This window comes from Nocardiopsis alborubida, assembly GCF_012396365.1.
Classification (GTDB): domain Bacteria; phylum Actinomycetota; class Actinomycetes; order Streptosporangiales; family Streptosporangiaceae; genus Nocardiopsis; species Nocardiopsis alborubida.
Genome location: NZ_JAAXPG010000024.1, coordinates 83124 through 96403, shown reverse-complemented (window position 1 = coordinate 96403; position 13280 = coordinate 83124). Strand labels below are relative to the sequence as shown.

The window sequence follows — 13280 nt, the reverse complement described above, 5'->3', positions numbered from 1 at the left end:
GGGGTGGCGGGCGCTGGACTCCGGCCCCGTTCAGATCCGGCCGTGTTCGGCGGCGACGCGCGCGGCCTCGTGCCGGTTGGCGGCGTCGAGCTTGGCGACGGCGGCCGCGAGGTGGTTGCGCACGGTCCCCCGGGACAGCGAGACGCGCCGGGCGATCTCCTCCACGGGCGCGCCGTCGCGGGCCGGGGCCAGCACGTCGGCCTCGCGGGGGCTGAACGGGGAGTCGCCCGCGCTGATCGCCTCGGCCGCGAGTTCGGGATCGACGTAGCGGCCCCCGGCCGCGACCCTGCGCACGACCTCGGCGAAGGTGCGTGAGGACACGGTCTTGGGCAGGAAACCGCTCACACCCGCCGCCAGGGCCGACTTCAGGTAGCCGGGGCGGCCGTGGGAGGTGACGATGACGCACCGGCACGCGGGCAGCTCGGCGGCGAGCCTGCGGGCGGTCTCGATGCCGTCGGGGCCGGGCGGTTGCAGGTCGAGCAGGGCCACGTCGGGGTGGAGTTTGAGGGCCATGGCCAGCGCCTCCTCGCCCGAGGCCGCCTGGGCGGCGACCTCGAAGTCCTCCTCCAGGTCGAGCAGTCCGGCGATGGCGTCGCGGATGAGGTGTTCGTCGCCGGCGACGAGGATGCGTGTCCTCTGGGGGCGTCCTTCGGGAGCGGGAGCGCGGCGTCGAGCAGGAACCAGTCTCCGTCACGGCGCGCCGTGACGCGTCCGCCGAGTGCGTGCAGGCGCTCGGACATCGCGCGCAGCCCCGTGCCCCCGCCGTCCTGCGCCGGGGAGGGGGGACCGGACCCGTCGTTGGCGACGGTCAGGTGCACCTCCGCGTCCTCGTTCGCGGTCGCGATGGTGACCTGGGCGGCCGAGGCGTGGCGCAGCAGGTTGGTGACGCCCTCGCGCACGACCCGGGCCAGGGGCTCCGCGCACTGCCGGGGCACGGGGTCGCCGGTCACCGTGCAGCGGATACCGGCGGACCTGAGCAGCGACCGGGCGCCCGAGAGCTCGTCGCCCCAGGTCGTGCTCAGCTCGCCGCGTACGACGCGGCGGACCCCGGTGCCCGCCTCCTCGGCCAGAACGCGGATCGCGGTGATCTCCGTCGCGGCCCGTTCGCCGTGGCCGCACCGGACGAGTTCGGAGGCCAGTGAGCTCTTGAGCGCGATCGTGGCCGGGGACCTGCCCCGGGGCATCGGAGCACCGGCGACCCGGGCGCCCGCGGAGGCCGGGCTGACCACCCTGGAGCAGGTCGCCGCGCTCACCGAGGCCGAGCTGAGCGCGCTGCACGGGGTGGGGCCCGAGGCGGTGCGGATCCTGCGTGAGGCCATGGGCGAACGCGGTCTGTCCCCGCGCTGAGCGGGGCGTGCGCCCTCGCGTGGTGAGGCGCTTCGGCGAACCGGACCGCCGCCGGGTCAGGCCGTTCCGCCGGACCGGTCCGGCAGTCCGGCGGCGCGTCGCAGGCGCGCGAACTCCCCGATGAGCGGCCCCAGCTGCCAGTGCGCGTTGCGGCCGCTGGGGTTGGGCAGCAGCCACACCCGGGTGCCGCCGATCTCCGTGTCCTGGGGCCCCACCGCCGCGCGGCGTTCGGCGAAGGCCTCCCGGTAGGCGGTCACGCCCAGGACGGCCAGCCACCGGGGCCGCCACCGCAGGACCTTCTCCCGCAGTCTGCGCCCGCCCTCCACGTACTCCTCCCGGCTCAGCTCGTCCGCCTGGGCCGTGGTCCGCTCGACGACGTTGGTGATGCCCAGGCCCAGGGGCAGGAGCTCGTCCTCCTCGTCCGGCCTGAACTGGCGCGGGGTGAAGCCTGACCCGTGCAGGGAGGGCCAAAAGCGCGTGCCCGGCTTGGCGAAGTGGTGCCCGACCGCGCCCGAGGTCAGACCGGGGTTGATCCCGCAGAAGAGCACGCGCAGGTCCTCGGCGACCACGTCCGGGACCAGCCTGTCCCGGGCCGCCTCCAGCTCCGCCTTGCTCGGGCCGGGCGTCCGCCTGGACGAGGCGGAGCGTGCACGCGGACGCGGGGTCCCGGCCTTCGACACGCCCTCGGCTCGTCCGCTCCCGGAATCCATGTGCCACCCTCTCGTGTGCGCGGTCGGCGACGCGGGCGACCGCGTCGCTGTCGGAGTCTCCTGCCCGGGACCACTGTGCCCCAAGCACCGCCTCTGGGAACGGTCCTAGGGGTCCACCGCGGGCAGCAGGCGCAGCACCAGCGGGGCCGAGCGCGGCTCGGGCAGTTCGGCGCCGTCGAGGACGACCAGCCCGGCCGAGGGCGGCACGGGCACCTCCGCCCCGTCCCCGGGAGGGACCCGGCGAAACCGGAACTCGGGTTCGCCGGCCTCCTCGCGCATCGCCGCCTCGTCCTCGGGGCCGGGCTGGCGCGCGGTCGACCGGCTGGTCCGCCCCACCGCCTCCGAGGGGCCCGGGTCGGCGCTGCTCCCCCTCGGCCTGGGCGGCGGCGTCCCGGGCACCAGCCACAGCGTCTCGCCGGGCGTGCACAACCCGGCGAGCAGGCCGGGCAGGGTGTCGCCGGGGGCGTCGAGCCGCAGTGACGCGCTGCGTCCGTCGACCAGGCGTTCCAGGGCGGCGGCCTGCCCGTCCGAGAGCGCGACCGCCTCCAGCAGTTCAGCGGCCTCCTCCACCGGCGCCGCCGCGGAGGTGCCGCGCCGCAGCGGCCACCGGGGGAAGACCGGCCGGGGCCAGACGTAGGGCAGGCCGCCGGGCGTGCCGGGGAACAGCGGTTCGTAGTGCGCCGGGTCCTTGTACACCAGGGCCGAGCGGTGCGACAGGTGCAGCGCGCCGTCCCCCAGCCACGGCGGGAGCATGTCGCGCTCCCACAGCTCCTCCTCCTCGGGGACGCGGCCCCCGGTGAAGGCCAGCAGCGAGGGCAGCACCGAGTCGGCGTACCCGCGGCGGCGCCACTCACGGCACACCGCCACCCCGTAACCCACCAGCGCGGGCACGAAGCCGCGCCACATCGCCACGGCCGGGTGGCGCTTCCACCCGTACTCGGGCCACACCAGGGCCCGCAGTACCTGCATGGTCTCCACCCGCTGCTTGCCCAGCCTGCGGTCGTCCAGCACCCGCGCGCACTCGGCGAACCCGGGCTGGGGCAGGAAGGTCTGCATCGTCCCCCCGTCCGGCCCGCGGCGTTCCCGCCGGTCGGGCCCGTCGTGCGGTCCGCTACCCGCCCGCCGCCGGTGTTATCCCCTCCGCCGGTTCGCTCTTCCCCGAGCGGTTCTCCTCCACCGTGTGTCCGCCACCGGTGGTGTTCGTCCACCAGGCCGATCGGTGGTGAGGTCTTCTCAGTGAGTTCTGTTTCCATGCTTTTTTGAGGGCCAGGGCGGCTTGGGCGGTTACGAGGAGGCCTACGCTGTCCTCTACCAGGACCCGGTCGCGAGCGGCGCCGCCGTCGAACTCCTGGAGTCGGCCGTGTCCCGGGCCTGGACCATGGGCGACGCGGGTGCCGACGCCGCGGGCGAGCAGCTCGCCGAGCGGGTCGCCGCCGTCGCCCGGACAGCTCGGTGAGGCGGGCTCGCTGAGCGTCCTGCATGCGAAAGGTCCGTACCGCCGTGCCCGGCCCCCGAGACTGCCCGCTCCCTGGCCCATACCAGGTCCTGGAGCGGTGAGGTGGCCCGGTCCAGAGGATCCCGCGAGCCGTGATGAGTCCTGCGGTGTCCGGCGGTCATACTGTCGAACCCGTTACCGGGGAGGAGTTCCGATGCGCAGCGTGACCTACTCGATGGCCGTGTCGCTGGACGGCTACGTCGTCGGGCCGGACGGCTCCATCGACTGGACGGAGCCCGACGAGGACGTCTTCCGCCTCGCCACCGACGAGGTACGGGAGGTCGGCGTCCACCTGCTGGGGCGACGGCTCTACGAGACCATGCTGTACTGGGAGACCGCCGACCAGAACCCGTCACTCGACTTCCCGACGCTCGAATTCGCCGCGATCTGGAAGGCGCTCCCGAAGGTGGTGTTCTCCACCACCCTGTCGGAGGTGCGGGGAAACGCCCGGCTGGCGTCCGGTGGCCTGGCACAGGAGATCGCGCGGCTGCGGGCCGAGCCGGGGGAGGGCGACATCGCGATCGGCGGCGCGGCTCTCGCCTCCGAGGCGGCCGCGGCGGGCCTGATCGACGAGTACCGGATCAGGGTCCACCCGGTGCTGGTCGGCGGCGGCACTCCCTTCTTCCCCCACCACGGGCACCGGGTGGACCTCGAACTCGTCGAGACCCGCACCTTCGACTCGAAGGTGGTCTACCTCCGCTACCGGGTGGCTCGCTAGCCGACCCGTTCGCCGGGTTCTGGGAGGAGCGGGCCGGCCAACCAGGTGTTCGACCGCGAGTTCGGTCCTTCGATGCCGGGAGGCTGGAGGCAGGTGTCCACCCGACCGGCGGATTCCTCCTCATCGCTCTCGGTGGTGACCACGGCAGCGGCGGGGCGGTACCGGGCAGGGCGTCGTTCGCTGCGCCGGTGGTCTCGGGACACGTGCCGGTCACCGTACCCGCCCGGGGAGCGAGGCCGGGCCGGTTCGCGCGTCGGTCCCCTCGTGTGAGGAACGGCGGTCCAGGGCGTGGGAGGCGAAGGTGACTCCGAACGCGGCGGCGGCCATGATCGCACCGACCACCAGGGGCGCGGTGTAGCCGTAACCGGCGTCGATCGTCGTTCCGGCCAGGTAGGAGCCCACGGCGATTCCCGCGTTGGCGGCGGAGGAGGCGACGGCGGCGGCGAGGGTGGTGGCGCCCTCGGCCTTGTCGATGACGCGCGTCATGAAGCCGGGAACCGTGGCGAAGCCGGTGCCGCCCAGCAGCATGAGCAGGACGACGGCGGCCACAGCGAACTGTGCCGTCAGGGCGAAGAGCACCAGCACCACGAACAACAGGGCCTGCGCGGTCAGCAGTGTGGCGGTCTGGGCCCGGTCGGCGTACCGGCCGCCCAGGAGGTTGCCGATGACCAGCCCGACACCGAAGAGCATGAGCAACGGCGTGAGCATGCCGGAGCCGAACCCGGCCACCTCCGTCATGAGGGGGGCGACGTAGCTGAAGGCGGCGAACAGCGCTCCGATGCTCAGCCCGGCGATCGCGAGGGCCAGCCACAGCTGTCCGCGGCCGAACACCGCGAGTTCGTCGCGCAGGCGCACGGATCCGTCGTTGGGCTGGGCGGGGATCAGGATGATGAGTCCGACGAGACTGATCACGCCGATCGCGGCGATGGCCCAGAACGTGGCGCGCCAGTCGAAGGCCTGTCCGATCCAGGTGCCCATGGGGGCGCCGAACACGTTGGCGACGGTCAGTCCGGTGAAGACGAGCGAGATGGCCCGGGAGCGCTTGTCCTGAGCGACCATGTCCGCGGCGACGACGGAGCCGATGCCGAGGAAGGCGCCGTGGCAGACCGCCGCCAGGATGCGGCCCGCCATGAGGGTCCAGTAGGCGGGAGCCACCGCGGAGAGCGCGTTTCCGGCGATGAACAGCACCATGAGGATGAGCAGCATCCTCTTGCGCGGCATGCGTGTTGCGGCGGCGGTGAACAGCGGACCGCCGAAGACGACGCCGAGGGCGTAGCCGGAGATGAGAAGCCCGGCCCTGGTGAGGCTGACCGACATATCGTCGGCGACCTCAGGCAGAAGGCCCATGATCACGAACTCGGTCGTTCCTATGCCGAAGCTGGCGACCATGAGGGCGAATACGGCGAGGGGCACAGCGGTTCCTCCGCTAGTTGCGGTGTCGGGGGTCCTTCCCGCGGGGGCGGGGCGGGTCGGGGCGGGACTGCTTCCTAAGTCTGCGCCGATGCAACTATTGCATGAGCGTATTCAACCCTTCAAGTATGCGTCCAGGCGTTAGGCGCCTGGAAGGAGTACGCTGGTGCAAAGTCCACGACGACCGGGAGTCTCGTACATGAACTCCACCGCCCCCTCCCACTTCGTGCCGAGCATCCAGGAACCGACGGAGCTGGAACGCAACTGGCGCAGGTTGCGCCTGTTCGAGGCGCGTGTGCGCGAGCGGCTGGAGACGGCCCTGGAACCGCACGGGCTGACCTGCTCGGAGTACTCGGCGCTGGTCGCGCTGCACTACTCCGACGACGGCGGGCACCTGCGTCAGCAGCTCCTGGCCGAGTCCATCCCGATCAACCAGAGCTCGCTCAGCAGGTTGGTCGGACGGCTGGAGCGCAGTGGCCTGACCGAGCGCTACCACTGCGCCGAGGACCGGCGCGGGGTCTACACCCAGATCACCGACAAGGGGCGGGCCACGGTGGAGGAGGCCCGGAAGAGCTACGTGGCAGCGTTGGAAAGCACCCTCGCCGAAGAGCGGGAAGGCGCCCTGCGCGAGGCGGTCACCGCCCTGCTGCCGGACTGACGCGCGGCCCGCCCACACCGTCTCCGAGTGCTTCGGTCCGCGCACCGGTGGGATCGGGAACGACGAACACGGCACCGCCACCGGGCCAACCAGCGGCAGGACCACGGTGAAGGCACAGCCCCTCCCCGCGGCGACTCGACGGTGACGTAGCCGTCGCGGGCGGCGACGAAGGCCGCGCCGACGGCCGGGACCAGCCCCGCCCCGGCCCGCTCGCGGGACCCGTCCGCCCGGTGGAACCGGTCGAACACCCGGGGCGGCTCCCCGGCGGGGATGCCGGGTCCCTCGTCGCGGACCTCGATGACCGCCGCCTACGCCACCCCCGGCGGCAGCCTGCCCGCGCGGTCCGGACCCGCGGGCGAGAGTTCGGTGAGAACTCACCGGCACCAGGAGACACCACCGTGCCGGTCGCCGGGAACGGTTGACGCACCGCGACGCGCGGTATACCGCTGGTACGCGTTCCGAGACCGGGAGGGTTGGTCGTATGGGTGGTGTCCACGGGTCCCCCGCGGGTCAGGTCCACGCAACCGGGCCGGGGGACCCGCCTCCGCCCACGTCCGGACCCGCGCCGCCCGCGCCCGCCCCGGCCCGCCGTCCCCGGACGGGGACCGCGTGATCGTCGTCGGCCTGTCCTCGGGAACCTCGGCCGACGGCATCGACGTCGCCGCCGCCCGCTTCGCCCTGGACGGGGACCTCATCCGTCTGACCCCGCTGGGACACCGCACCGAGCCCTACCCGCACGACCTGCGGGAGATGATCCGCGGCGCGCTCCCCCCGGCCCGCACGACCATGGAGACCGTCTGCCGGCTCGACACCCGCATCGGGCGGGCGTTCGCCGACGCGGCGCTGCGCGCGGTCGGCGAACTCGCCGGGGGACGGGCCGACCTCGTCGCCTCGCACGGGCAGACCCTGTTCCACTGGGCCGACGGCGCCACGGTCCACGGCACCCTCCAGCTGGGCCAGCCCGCCTGGATCGCCGAGGCCACCGGCCTGCCCGTGGTCTCGGACCTGCGCACGGCCGACGTGGCCGCGGGCGGGCAGGGCGCGCCGCTGGCCAGCGTGCTCGACGCCCTCCTGCTCGGCGCACGCCCCGAACCCACCGCCGCCCTCAATCTCGGCGGCATCGCCAACGTCACCGTCCTGCGGGGCGGGGAGCCGCCGCTGGCCTTCGACACCGGCCCCGGCAACGCCCTGCTCGACGCCGCCGCGCGCCGGATGAGCGGCGGCCGCGCCGACTTCGACGCCGGAGGGGCCGTCGCCCGCTCCGGCCGGCCCGACCCCGCCCTGCTCAAGCACCTGCTCGCCGAGCCGTACTACCGCCTGCCCCCGCCCAGGACCACCGGGCTGGAGCTGTTCGGTCCCGGCTACCTCGACGCGGCGCTGCGCGCCGCCGGCACGCCCGGCGACGGGGACCTGATGGCCACCCTGGTCGAACTCACCGCCGCCACCGTCGCCGACGCGCTGAGCCCCCACGGGGTGGCCGAGGTGCTCGCCTCGGGCGGCGGCACCCGCAACCCGGTCCTCATGGAACGCCTCGCCGACCGGCTCCGCCCGGCGCGCCTGGCCACCTTCGACGCCCTGGGACTGGACAGCGACGCCAAGGAGGCCTACCTGTTCGCGCTGATCGGCTTCCTCACCTGGCACGGGCTCCCCGGTTCCGTGCCCTCGTGCACCGGCGCACGCCGCGCGCCGGTGGCCGGACGCCTCACGCCGGGCGCCTCACCGCTCCGGCTCCCCGAACCCGCGGCCACCGTCCCCGCGCGCCTGCGCGTCCAGGCACAGGACCGGTAGGCCCCCGCCCCCCACCACCCGGAGCAGCGCAGTGCAGACAATCGACCTCGTGGTCATCGCGGTGTACCTGCTGGGCTCGGCCTGGCTCGGCCTCAGGCTGTCCGGCCGACAGCGCGACGTCAAGGACTACTTCATCGGCAACCGGCAGCTGCCCTGGTGGGCGGTGTGCCTGTCGGTGGTGGCCACCGAGACCAGCGCCCTGACCGTGATCAGCATCCCCGGCGTGGCCTACCTGGGCAACGTCACGTTCCTCCAGGTGGCGGTCGGCTACCTGATCGGGCGGGTGGTCGTGGCCTTCGTGCTGCTGCCCCGCTACTACCGGGGCGAGATGACCACGGCCTACGCCTACCTCGGCATCCGCTTCGGCCGCGGCATGCAGGGCACGGCCTCGGTCGCGTTCCTGTTCACGCGGCTGCTCGCGGACGGGGTGCGGCTGTTCGCGGCGGCCATCCCCGTCAAGATCATCCTGGACTCCTACGGGATCGACCTGTCCTACTTCGCGATCATCGCGCTGCTCGGCGTGGTGACGATCCTGTACACCCTGGTCGGCGGTATCCGGGCCGTGGTCTGGGTCGACGTCCTCCAGATGGCGGTGTACGCGGTCGGCGGCGTCGCCGCCCTGGCGGTCATCACGAGCAGCCTCGACGTGAACTTCCTGGCGGTGGCCGCCGACGCGGGCAAGACCCAGTTCCTCGACTTCACCTCGAACCCGGTCTCGGCCCCCTACGCGACGGTCACCGCGCTCCTCGGCGGCGCCCTGCTCTCCACCGCCTCCCACGGCGCCGACCAGATCATCGTGCAGCGACTGCTGGGCTGCCGCAGCCTGCGCGACGCCCAGAAGGCGGTGATCGGCAGCGCCGTCGTGGTGTTCTTCCAGTTCGCCCTGTTCCTGACCGTGGGCCTGGCGCTGTACTCCCACTTCGAGGGCGCCTCGGTGGACGAACTGGGCCTGGCCAACTCCGACGAGCTCTTCCCGACGTTCATCGTCGAGGGGCTGCCGGCCGGCCTGTCGGGCCTGCTGCTGGCGGGGATCCTGGCCGCGGCGATGAGCACCCTGTCGTCCTCGCTGTCGGCGCTGTCGTCCTCGACCATGGCCGACCTGTACGAGCGCTTCAGCAGGCGCACGCTCACCGGCGCCCAGGGCCTGCGGCTGGGCAGGCTGTTCACCCTCGGCTGGGGGCTGGTGTTCATCGGGGCGGCGGCGATGTTCACCGGTACCGACAACCCGGTCGTGGAGCTGGGCCTGTCCGTGGCCAGCCTGACCTACGGAGGTCTGCTGGGCGCGTTCTTCCTGGGGCTGTGGGTGCGCGGGGCCCGCCAGCTCGACGCGGTGGTCTCCTTCGCGGTCGCGGTGGCGACCATGGTCTGGCTGTTCCTCTTCCAGCCCGACCTGGTCGGGTTCACCTGGTACACGGCCATCGGCACGGCCATCGTGCTGGGGCTGGGCTACCTGTTGTCGCTGCGCCACCGCGACGCGGCGCCCCGCCCCGGGGAGGCGCCCGCGCCCGGGGAGCCCTCCGACGCCGGAACCGGGGAGGACCCGGGCGCCGCGACCGGCCGAACTCCCCGCGCGGAGGGCGGGCCCGCCCCGGCGGACGAGGGGGAGCGGCCCTGACCCCCGGCCCGAGGTCCCACCACACCGGCGGACGGTACGTCCACCCCAGCGCACACGGGAAGAGCCGGTCCGGAGGCAACCCCCAGACCGGCCCCCGCGCACGTGACGCTCACCCCGCGTCGACGGTCTCCTCGCGCCGTGCCTCGCGCGAACGCGCGCGGGCGCGGATCCGCAGGAAGGCGACCAGGGCCACGGCGGCCACGAGGACCGTGTAGATCCCGATCGTGATCGGCCCCGCGAAGAGCACGCCCACGTCGCCCTGGCCGATGGCCAGGGCCCGGCGCAGCTCCGTCTCGGCCAGCGGCCCGAGGATGACCGCGATGAGCACCGGCGCCACCGGGATCTCGTACCGCCGCATCATGAACCCGAGCAGCCCCAGGGCTATCAGCAGCCACAGGTCGGTGACGGAGTAGGACGCGGCGTACACGCCCAGCGCCGCGAAACCGGTGATGCCCGCGTACAGGTAGCGGCGCGGGATCAGCAGCAGCTTGGCCCACAGCGGCGCGAAGGGCAGGTTGAGGATGAGCAGCATGACGCTGCCGACGAACAGGCTGGCCAGCAGCGCCCACACCAGATCGGCGTTGCGCTCGAACAGCAGCGGACCCGGCTGCATCCCGTACTGCTGGAAGGCGGCCAGCATGATCGCGGCCGTGGCCGACGTGGGCAGGCCCAGACCCAGCAGCGCGCCCATCGCGGTTCCGGCGGTGGCGCTGGCGGCCGACTCGGGCGCGGCCACGCCCTCGATGGCGCCGTCGCCGAACTCGTCGGGCCGCTTGCCCCGGCGGGCCCTGAGCTGGGAGAGCTTGCGCTCGGTGCCGTAGGCCAGGAAGGTCGGGATCTCCGAGCCGCCCGCCGGGATCGCGCCGAAGGGCAGGCCGAAGCCCAGCCCCCGGATCCACGCGGGCACGGCGCGGCGCAGGTCGCGCCTGCTCAGCCAGGGGGTGCCGGTGGTGGCGATGAGCTTGTTGCCCGCGCCCGCGCCCCGGGACTCGCGCGAGACCACGTGCAGCACCTCGCCCAGCGCCAGCAGGCCCACGGTCACCGTGATCACGCTGATCCCCTCGAACAGGGAGGGGACGCCCAGGGTGAAGCGCGCCGCGCCGCTCTGGGCGTCGATGCCCACCATCGCGATGGCCAGGCCGATGGAGAGCGCGATGAGCCCGCGCACCATGGACTGGGCCACCACCGCCGAGGTGGCGACGAAGGCCAGGATCGCCAGTGCCAGGTACTCGGCCGGGCCGAAGCGCAGGGCGATGTCGATGATGACGTTCGAGAAGAAGGCGACGACCGTCGTGGCCACCACCGCACCGGTGAACGCGCCGATCGCCGACGTGGCCAGGGCCTGGGAGGCCCGGCCCCTGAGCGCCATCCTGTGCCCCTCGATCGCGGTGGCGATCGCGGAGCTGTTGCCGGGCGTGTTCATCAGGATCGACGTGGTCGAGTCACCGAAGAGGCCGCCGTAGTACACGGCGGTGAACATGATGAAGGCCCCGGTGGGGTCCAGCTTGAAGGTGACGGGCAGCAGCAGGGCCACGGCCATGGCCGAGCCCAGGCCGGGCAGCACGCCCACGGCGGTGCCCAGCAGGACGCCCACGAACGCCCACAGCAGGTTCTCGGGGGAGAGGGCGGCGGCGAAACCGCCGCCGAGCAGGCTCAGGGTCTCCACTTACAGCACCCCTCCCAGGATCCCGGCGGGCAGGTTGAGGCCGAGCCCGCCGACGAAGGCGAGCTGGACCACGGACGAGTAGGCCAGCGCGACGGCGGCCTCGAACAGCGGGCGCCTGCCGCCGAAGGCCCAGGTCACGCCGAAGAACAGCAGCGCGCCGGACAGCAGCCAGCCCACCGGCTGCAACAGCAGGGCGAAGAGCACCACCGCGCCGAGCACGGTGCCCACGGCGCGCCAGTCGCTGTGGGTCGCGGGGGCGCCCGCGGCCGGGCCGCGCCCCTCGACTAGGTCGCCGACCACGCCCGCGGCGCCGTCGGAGGGGTCGTCCCCCTCCTCTTCGGACACGGCCGGGCGCAGGGCCACCTGGACGATCAGGGCCGCTCCGAGGACGAGCATCAACGTCGCGACGATCGCGGGGAAGAGCTGGGGGCCGGGGGAGGCCGAGTTGTCGGGCACGTGCATGGTGAGCGTCTGCACGCCCACGAACGCGCCGATGCCGATGGTGAGCAGGCCGACGAGGATCTCGCTGCGCCCCCTCCACCAGGTGCGCCGCTCCTCCCGCGGCTCCGCGCCGGGCCCGCCCGGGGCGGTGGGTGTTGTGCTGTGCTGGCTCAAGAGAGTCCCAAGTCCTCGGTGACGTCGGTGATGCGTTCGATCTCGGCCGCGAGGAACTCCTCGAACTCGGGGCCGCTCTGGAAGGTGTCGTCCCAGCGGTTGCGCTGGAGGGTGTCGCGCCACTCGTCGGTGCGCACCATCTCCTCCACGATCGCGGTGAGCTCCGCCCGCTCGGCCTCGGTGATGCCGGGCGGGGCCATGAACCCGCGCCAGTTGGGCAGCACCGCGTCCACGCCCTGCTCGGGCAGGGTCGGGGCGTCGATGCCCTCGACGCGCTCGTGGGCCGAGACCCCCAGGACGCGGATGTTGCCCGCCTCCACCTGGTCGCTGAACTCGTTGTAGCCCGAGACACCGACGTCGAGGCTGCCCGAGAGCAGCGAGGTGAGCGCCTGCGCGCCGCCCGCGAAGGGGATGTAGTTGACGGCCTGGGGTTCGACGCCCTGCGACTGGGCGGCCAGCCCCGCCAGGAGGTGGTCGGTGCCGCCCAGGGAGCCGCCGCCGACCGCGACCGCGCCCGGATCGTCCTGCCAGGCCTCGACGAGGTCGCCCATGTCCTCCAGCGGGGAGTCGGCGGGGACCACGAAGACCTCGTAGTCGTCGGCGACGCGGGCGATGGGCACCACGTCCTCCAGGGTCTGGGCCGAGTCGTTGACGATGATGCCGCCGATCATGACGGTGCCCGTGGTCATCAGCGTCGTGGCGCTGCCCTCGCGGCGCACCGTCTGCGCCAGGCCGATGGTCCCTCCCGCGCCGGGGAGGTTGAGGACCTGGGTGTTGTCGACGATGTCGTTCACGCGCAGGGAGTGCTGCGCCTCGCGCGCCACCAGGTCCCAGCCGCCGCCGGGGTCGGCGGGGACGACGATGTCGATCCTGGCGCGGGCCTCCGACGCGCTCGTGTCGGACAGCGCGGCGTTCGTCGCGGCGGCGCCCACCAGGAGCACGGTGGCCACGGCCCCCGACGCACGGAGGATCCGCTGTCTGTTCATCCTTCACTCCCTCTCGGCCCGCTGGTCCACCAGGTGGTACAACGGGACCGTTTCGTGGTCTGGGAAATCATGCGAGCCCTCGTGATCACTGTCAATGGCGATTCGAAACCTTTTGTTAACGAGTGTGTTGCGACGCACAGTCCCATGCTGGTCCTCGCTTCCGCCCAGGCCAGTCCGGGTGCCGCTGGCGGAGGTGCTCTTCGGGGAGGGGCTGGCCGCGCGCCGAGGGGGTGCGCTACGCTGACGGCGCGATTCCACTTGATGGTCTTAAT

At 73.2% G+C, this 13280-nt stretch carries 14 protein-coding genes and 1 pseudogene; 6 read left to right on the top strand and 9 right to left on the bottom strand.

All coding sequences use genetic code 11. The features are described from left to right. Positions 1 to 30 precede the first annotated feature (30 nt). Complete coding sequence (locus HGB44_RS23090; RefSeq protein WP_061079252.1) at positions 31 to 684, bottom strand: response regulator transcription factor; 654 nt, start codon at positions 682 to 684, stop codon at positions 31 to 33. 71 nt (positions 685 to 755) lie between these two features. Then, positions 756 to 899 (bottom strand): annotated as a pseudogene (locus HGB44_RS32735) (two-component sensor histidine kinase); the annotation flags it as partial. On the opposite strand from HGB44_RS32735, the gene HGB44_RS32105 reads away from it, so the two are divergent. Beyond that, positions 844 to 1347 carry a helix-hairpin-helix domain-containing protein gene (locus HGB44_RS32105; protein WP_325096998.1) on the top strand — a complete coding sequence of 168 codons (504 nt, stop codon included), beginning with the start codon at positions 844 to 846 and terminating at the stop codon, positions 1345 to 1347. The pseudogene HGB44_RS32735 and the gene HGB44_RS32105 overlap by 56 nt on opposite strands. Before the next feature lie 56 nt (positions 1348 to 1403). Here HGB44_RS32105 and mug read toward each other — a convergent pair whose 3' ends face one another. Together mug and HGB44_RS23075 are read right to left on the bottom strand one after the other, a co-directional pair. Beyond that, on the bottom strand, positions 1404 to 1949 hold the full coding sequence (gene mug / locus HGB44_RS23080) for a G/U mismatch-specific DNA glycosylase (protein ID WP_061079271.1): 546 nt from the start codon (positions 1947 to 1949) through the stop codon (positions 1404 to 1406). A gap of 213 nt (positions 1950 to 2162) precedes the next feature. Further along, positions 2163 to 3113 (bottom strand): MSMEG_6728 family protein, encoded by a 951-nt coding sequence (locus HGB44_RS23075; RefSeq protein ID WP_061079251.1) that lies wholly within the window; start codon positions 3111 to 3113, stop codon positions 2163 to 2165. A gap of 220 nt (positions 3114 to 3333) precedes the next feature. Between HGB44_RS23075 and HGB44_RS23070 the strand changes: the two genes are divergently transcribed. Both HGB44_RS23070 and HGB44_RS23065 read left to right on the top strand, forming a co-directional pair. Next, complete coding sequence (locus tag HGB44_RS23070; protein ID WP_061079250.1) at positions 3334 to 3513, top strand: hypothetical protein; 180 nt, start codon at positions 3334 to 3336, stop codon at positions 3511 to 3513. A 193-nt stretch (positions 3514 to 3706) separates the two neighbouring features. Continuing rightward, complete coding sequence (locus HGB44_RS23065) at positions 3707 to 4270, top strand: dihydrofolate reductase family protein (protein WP_061079249.1); 564 nt, start codon at positions 3707 to 3709, stop codon at positions 4268 to 4270. 210 nt (positions 4271 to 4480) lie between these two features. Here HGB44_RS23065 and HGB44_RS23060 read toward each other — a convergent pair whose 3' ends face one another. Beyond that, on the bottom strand, positions 4481 to 5683 hold the full coding sequence (locus HGB44_RS23060) for an MFS transporter (RefSeq protein ID WP_061079248.1): 1203 nt from the start codon (positions 5681 to 5683) through the stop codon (positions 4481 to 4483). Positions 5684 to 5879: 196 nt separating this feature from the next. On the opposite strand from HGB44_RS23060, the gene HGB44_RS23055 reads away from it, so the two are divergent. Next, positions 5880 to 6338: a MarR family winged helix-turn-helix transcriptional regulator gene (locus tag HGB44_RS23055; protein WP_061079247.1), complete on the top strand. Its 459-nt coding sequence runs from the start codon at positions 5880 to 5882 to the stop codon at positions 6336 to 6338. On the opposite strand, the gene HGB44_RS32730 is transcribed toward HGB44_RS23055, so the two are convergent. Further along, positions 6254 to 6586, bottom strand: a complete 333-nt coding sequence (locus HGB44_RS32730; RefSeq protein WP_325096997.1) for a hypothetical protein — start codon at positions 6584 to 6586, stop codon at positions 6254 to 6256. The two genes, HGB44_RS23055 and HGB44_RS32730, sit on opposite strands and share 85 nt — an antisense overlap. Before the next feature lie 361 nt (positions 6587 to 6947). Between HGB44_RS32730 and HGB44_RS23045 the strand changes: the two genes are divergently transcribed. Both HGB44_RS23045 and HGB44_RS23040 read left to right on the top strand, forming a co-directional pair. Then, positions 6948 to 8126, top strand: a complete 1179-nt coding sequence (locus HGB44_RS23045) for an anhydro-N-acetylmuramic acid kinase (RefSeq protein WP_061079246.1) — start codon at positions 6948 to 6950, stop codon at positions 8124 to 8126. Between the two features lie 31 nt (positions 8127 to 8157). After that, the gene (locus HGB44_RS23040; protein WP_061079245.1) at positions 8158 to 9741 is read left to right on the top strand and encodes a sodium:solute symporter; all 1584 of its coding nucleotides are present in this window, start codon (positions 8158 to 8160) and stop codon (positions 9739 to 9741) included. A gap of 109 nt (positions 9742 to 9850) precedes the next feature. On the opposite strand, the gene HGB44_RS23035 is transcribed toward HGB44_RS23040, so the two are convergent. The 3 genes from HGB44_RS23035 to HGB44_RS23025 are packed head-to-tail and all read right to left on the bottom strand — an operon-like array spanning position 9851 to position 13008. After that, positions 9851 to 11407 carry a tripartite tricarboxylate transporter permease gene (locus HGB44_RS23035; protein WP_061079244.1) on the bottom strand — a complete coding sequence of 519 codons (1557 nt, stop codon included), beginning with the start codon at positions 11405 to 11407 and terminating at the stop codon, positions 9851 to 9853. Continuing rightward, a complete protein-coding gene (locus HGB44_RS23030) occupies positions 11408 to 12022 on the bottom strand; it encodes a tripartite tricarboxylate transporter TctB family protein (protein WP_061079243.1) in 615 nt (204 codons plus the stop codon). Further along, positions 12019 to 13008: a Bug family tripartite tricarboxylate transporter substrate binding protein gene (locus tag HGB44_RS23025; RefSeq protein WP_061079242.1), complete on the bottom strand. Its 990-nt coding sequence runs from the start codon at positions 13006 to 13008 to the stop codon at positions 12019 to 12021. Before HGB44_RS23025 ends, HGB44_RS23030 begins: the two co-directional genes overlap by 4 nt. Positions 13009 to 13280: the final 272 nt, after the last annotated feature.

What these genes read in the sequence shown, in the direction of transcription:
- HGB44_RS32105 (WP_325096998.1), top strand. Translation starts at nt 844, where the DNA reads ATGGTGACCTGGGCGGCCGAGGCGTGGCGCAGCAGGTTGGTGACGCCC.
- HGB44_RS23065 (WP_061079249.1), top strand. Translation starts at nt 3,707, where the DNA reads ATGCGCAGCGTGACCTACTCGATGGCCGTGTCGCTGGACGGCTACGTC.
- HGB44_RS23025 (WP_061079242.1), bottom strand. Translation starts at nt 13,008, where the DNA reads ATGAACAGACAGCGGATCCTCCGTGCGTCGGGGGCCGTGGCCACCGTG.
- HGB44_RS23055 (WP_061079247.1), top strand. Translation starts at nt 5,880, where the DNA reads ATGAACTCCACCGCCCCCTCCCACTTCGTGCCGAGCATCCAGGAACCG.
- HGB44_RS23075 (WP_061079251.1), bottom strand. Translation starts at nt 3,113, where the DNA reads ATGCAGACCTTCCTGCCCCAGCCCGGGTTCGCCGAGTGCGCGCGGGTG.